Below are 4,534 nucleotides of genomic sequence, written 5' to 3'. Positions count from 1 at the left end.
CTTTCTAACCTCTTCGGCCTGACGTTCGATGCTCATATTCTTATGAAGCATACCAATTCCGCCTGCCTGAGCAATGGCAATAGCCAGTCCAGCCTCAGTAACGGTATCCATCGCGGCAGAAACTACAGGAACATTTAAACGTATTTTTTTGGTCAGGTAAGTTCCGGTATCCACATCGCGTGGCAAAACTTCAGAATATGCGGGTACTAATAATACGTCATCGTAAGTTAGTCCTTCAGCTACAAATTTTTGGGGATCGAGTTGCATAGCAAATAATTATTAAGAGTTACTATTTGCCGGGCAAAAATACGATTATATCTGCTATTCTGCAATAGCAAGATAAATATAGATCGTTTTGATGAAAAGTTTACAATTGGATTAAAAAAATGAGCATGTCACCACTTTGAAGATTTCTTTGTTTTACTATTGCAGACATAAGGGCAACTATTTGATTTATTAGTACAAATCAAATGTTGTTAATAGGAAATGTCCCTTAAATTTATGCTGCTCAACTAAAAGCCTTCCCCGTCTGGGAGGCTTTTTTTATTTGCGCTTCCCCCCTTTGCCATCTGCCTTATTTTACGCTAAAAATTATATTTTTGAGACACACAAATGTAAACAAGGAATTTAACAATCTATATTGCAGGCAAATATGAAAGACAAGGAGCAGACTAAACAAAAATTAATATCAAGTGTTGGTGCAATTATCAGAGCAAAGGGCTATCATGGCTTAGGTGTTAATGCCATAGCCCGCGAGGCAGGAGTAGATAAAAAATTAATTTACAGATACTTTGGAAATGTTGACACCTTAATTGAAACCTATGTGGTCCAAAAGGACTATTGGCTGTCATTCAATAAAAAAATTGAAGAATCAATTGAAAAGATTACCCGTAAAGATGATCTTGCCCTGATCATTACGACCATATTCGAAAAGCAGTTTGAGTATTTCTTTGATGAGGAGGAAATGCAAAAGATCATTCTCTGGGAAATATCTGAGAAAACTGAACTGATGAACAGTCTTTGCAGGGTGAAGGAGAATTTTGGCGATAAGCTCTTTGCAGAAACAGATAAATTCTTTTTAAACTCCAATGTAAACTTCAGATCGATCAGTGCCTTATTAGTGGGCGGCATTTATTATCTGATCCTTCATTCCAAGAAAAATGATTGCAAAGCCTGCGGTATCGATATTAATACAGAAGAGGGAAAAAACGAGATCAGGAAAGCCATCAGGCAAATTGTACACTGGTCTCTTAACTTGCGAAACGAACCTGTCGGAACCTATATGCCTGATTTTACAGAAAGTTTCAAATAATATCAACAACGCAAGTACGGGTACATGGAAAAAATCATCTAAGAAGATTTCTTATCTTAGTTGCTTAAACAGATAACTTCATGAAAACATCTTTTAAGTTACCATTCATAGTACTGCTGGCTATAATGACCTCCTGTAATAAAGGTGATCAGAAAAGCAATCCTTTTTCTGTAAAGAGCAAACTGCCCTACCAGGCACCAGAATTTGACCAGATCAAAGACAGTGATTTTAAACCTGCATTTGAGGAAGGGATGAAAATACATCTGGAAGAGATCCGGAAGATTGCAGATAATGCACAGGCCCCTACTTTTGAGAATACTTTAGTTGCGATGGAAAAGTCGGGTGAAATGCTGACCCGGGTAAACCGGGTATTTGGTTTACTTACTGGTGCCAACACGAATGATCAGCTTCAAAAGCTACAGGAAGAGATGGCTCCGAAACTTTCTGCGCATGAGGATGCCATCTATTTAAATGCGAATTTATTTAAACGAATCGAAACCATATACAATTCCAGAACCTCCTTAAAACTGGATCCGGAATCTTTACGCCTGGTGGAATTTCAATACCAGGAATTTGTACTCGCGGGTGCTAAGCTTTCTGACGAAGACAAATCCAAACTCAAAAAACTGAATGAGCAAGAGGCCTCTCTAAGTGCAAAATTTTCAAATCAGTTATTAGCTGCAGCAAAAGCAGGTGCATTGGTGGTGAACGATAAAACAGAACTTGCTGGCTTATCTGAAGGAGAACTTGCCGCAGCATCACAAGCGGCCAAAGTCAATAAGGCAAAAGGAAACTGGGTATTGTCATTGCAAAACACCACACAACAACCCTCTTTTGTACAGTTGTCTAACCGCACCACACGGCAGAAATTGTTTGATGCTTCCTGGAACAGAGCGGAGAGAAATGACAGCAACGATACCCGGAAAACCATTGTAGAAATTGCAAAAATACGGGCGGAGAAGGCAAGTCTAATGGGATTCCCTAATTATGCGACCTGGAAATTGCAGGACCAAATGGCCAAAAGCCCTGAGGCAGTAGACGCTTTTTTTAATCAACTGGTACCCTCTGCAACAGCTAAGGCAAAGGTTGAGGCCGCTGAAATCCAAACACAGATAGACAAGCAAAAAGGTGGTTTTAAACTGGAACCTTACGACTGGAATTATTACGCAGAGCAGGTACGTAAAGCAAAGTATGATCTTGATGAAGGGCAGGTTAAGCCTTATTTTGAACTGGACAAAGTCCTTAAAAACGGGGTATTTTATGCAGCAACACAATTGTATGGAATCACTTTCAAAGAACGGACAGATCTACCCGTTTACCAGAAAGATGTAAAAGTTTTTGAGGTTTTTGATAAGGACAATTCAACTATAGGTTTGTTTTATTGTGATTATTTTAAAAGAGACAATAAGTCTGGTGGTGCCTGGATGGATAATATGGTTGGTCAATCCAAACTATTGGGTACTAAACCTGTGATCTTTAATGTGTGCAATTTCACAAAGCCTGCTGCCGGCCAGCCAGCATTAATCAGCTTTGACGACGTGACAACTATGTTTCACGAATTTGGACACGCCTTACATGGGTTATTTGCCAGCCAGCAGTACCCAAGTCTGTCTGGTGCCAATGTAGCCAGAGATTTTGTTGAATTTCCTTCACAATTTAACGAACACTGGGCTATGAACCCAAAGGTATTCAAGAATTATGCTGTTCATTATAAAACTGGCGAGCCTATGCCACAAATACTGGTAGATAAGATCAAGAAAGCAGGTGGCTTTAACCAGGGTTATGCATTAACAGAAGTATTGGCTGCGGCTGCATTGGATATGCAATGGCATAAACTTACAGTAAAAGACCCTTTACAAGATGCGGATCAATTTGAAACTTCCGCTTTAAAAAGAACACATCTTGACCTTTCCTATGTACCTCCTCGTTACCGTTCCAGTTATTTTTTACATATATGGGGCAATGGTTATGCAGCGGGATATTATGCCTATCTATGGACCGAAATGCTGGATCATGATGCCTTTTCCTGGTTTGAAGAAAATGGTGGCCTGACCCTTGCCAATGGCCAGCGTTTTAGAGATATGATTTTATCCAGAGGAAACACAGAAGACTATGGCAAAATGTTCCGGGATTTCCGTGGCCATAATCCCAGCATCGCACCGATGCAGAAATACAGGGGCTTACCTGTGAAATAGAAATTAACGCTCTCTCTTTATTCTTCCGGTTCAGTGTGCTGACGCAATTGTTTTGGTCCTTGGGGCCATATAAAAGCTGTGGTTTGTTTTTTCCAGCCCAGGCTTTTATAAAAATCACCTTTCCCTGGCGCAGCTGTCAGGGTTACAAAATGGTAATTTTCCAACAGGCCATTAAGTGTAGTGACCATCATTTTCCCCAGACCATTTCCCTGAAAATCAGGGTCAACAACAATATCTCCCAGCATAGCGTAATAGCGGCCGTCATCTATAGTTCTTCCAAAACCAATAAGCTGTTCATCTTTGTAAATAAAGATTGTCCAGCTGCTTGTTCTAAATGCTTTTTCTATCTCTTCAGGTACGCGAACGCGCCAGTTCACTTTATCAAAAAGTGCACAAACATAGACCCAGTCTATTTCGGAAAGATCTGGATTTATCTTACTGGTAAATGCTGAACTTTTTACAGATGCTTCCGGCATAGTTAAAGGGGTTATTTCCATATAACGTTAGAGTTACATTTTAGTTTTAGAAAGTAAAATAAGTTAATTGCGGCAAATATGCAGATTAATTGAATTCCAAGCAACAGTGCAGATTGTTTTTCAAACCTAAGCGATGAATTGTTTCTTAGGGATTTGAAGCCAAAGGATTTGGAAAGATCGGTCAAGTGCTTTTGGTATATACATTGCCAGAACCTTGTCTAAAATCAGTCTCTGTTCATTTGCAATTTTATTTTCAAAATTGAGAATTAATTATTTATAATTGTGAAATTTATTTAATCGCTCTCTTCATGAAAAGAAAGATTACGCTATCCTTTTTTTTGGTTATTGGTGCAATAACTATCTATGCTCAGCAAAAAGCAGCTCCCAAAACATTTAAATACGGAAAAGTAGATCCCATTGAATTTGAAACCAAAGTTTCAGGTATAGATTCTGCAGCAAGGGGAGTGAAGCTTTTTGATGTTGGAAGATCCTGGTTTGAAGTCAGTCCAAAGACAGGGAGCTTTGTCAACGTATATGAAAGGCATATACGG

Annotated in this window: 4 protein-coding genes and 1 pseudogene; 3 read left to right on the top strand and 2 right to left on the bottom strand. The window is 39.3% G+C overall.

The window, feature by feature from the left end; all coding sequences use genetic code 11:
• Positions 1-267 (bottom strand): IMP dehydrogenase (locus VNZ46_RS26905; RefSeq protein WP_325564373.1); only part of this gene is annotated, 267 nt, incomplete at its 3' end.
• Between the two features lie 385 nt (positions 268-652).
• Between VNZ46_RS26905 and VNZ46_RS26900 the strand changes: the two genes are divergently transcribed.
• Together VNZ46_RS26900 and dcp are read left to right on the top strand one after the other, a co-directional pair.
• Positions 653-1,312 carry a TetR/AcrR family transcriptional regulator gene (locus tag VNZ46_RS26900; RefSeq protein ID WP_133777277.1) on the top strand — a complete coding sequence of 220 codons (660 nt, stop codon included), beginning with the start codon at positions 653-655 and terminating at the stop codon, positions 1,310-1,312.
• A gap of 80 nt (positions 1,313-1,392) precedes the next feature.
• Positions 1,393-3,507 (top strand): peptidyl-dipeptidase Dcp, encoded by a 2,115-nt coding sequence (gene dcp / locus VNZ46_RS26895; RefSeq protein WP_325564370.1) that lies wholly within the window; start codon positions 1,393-1,395, stop codon positions 3,505-3,507.
• Between the two features lie 17 nt (positions 3,508-3,524).
• Here the strand turns inward: dcp and VNZ46_RS26890 are convergent, their stop codons facing one another.
• A complete protein-coding gene (locus VNZ46_RS26890) occupies positions 3,525-4,004 on the bottom strand; it encodes a GNAT family N-acetyltransferase (protein ID WP_325564368.1) in 480 nt (159 codons plus the stop codon).
• A gap of 287 nt (positions 4,005-4,291) precedes the next feature.
• On the opposite strand from VNZ46_RS26890, the pseudogene VNZ46_RS26885 reads away from it, so the two are divergent.
• Positions 4,292-4,534 (top strand): annotated as a pseudogene (locus tag VNZ46_RS26885) (transglutaminase); the annotation flags it as partial.

This window comes from Pedobacter sp. (assembly GCF_035566355.1).
Lineage (GTDB): Bacteria > Bacteroidota > Bacteroidia > Sphingobacteriales > Sphingobacteriaceae > Pedobacter.
The sequence above is the reverse complement of the archived record's forward strand: the minus strand, read 5'-3'. Positions and strand labels throughout refer to the sequence as shown.

Coding starts and splice junctions, on each gene's coding strand:
- VNZ46_RS26900 (WP_133777277.1), top strand. CDS start 653: ATGAAAGACAAGGAGCAGACTAAACAAAAATTAATATCAAGTGTTGGT.
- dcp (WP_325564370.1), top strand. CDS start 1,393: ATGAAAACATCTTTTAAGTTACCATTCATAGTACTGCTGGCTATAATG.
- VNZ46_RS26890 (WP_325564368.1), bottom strand. CDS start 4,004: ATGGAAATAACCCCTTTAACTATGCCGGAAGCATCTGTAAAAAGTTCA.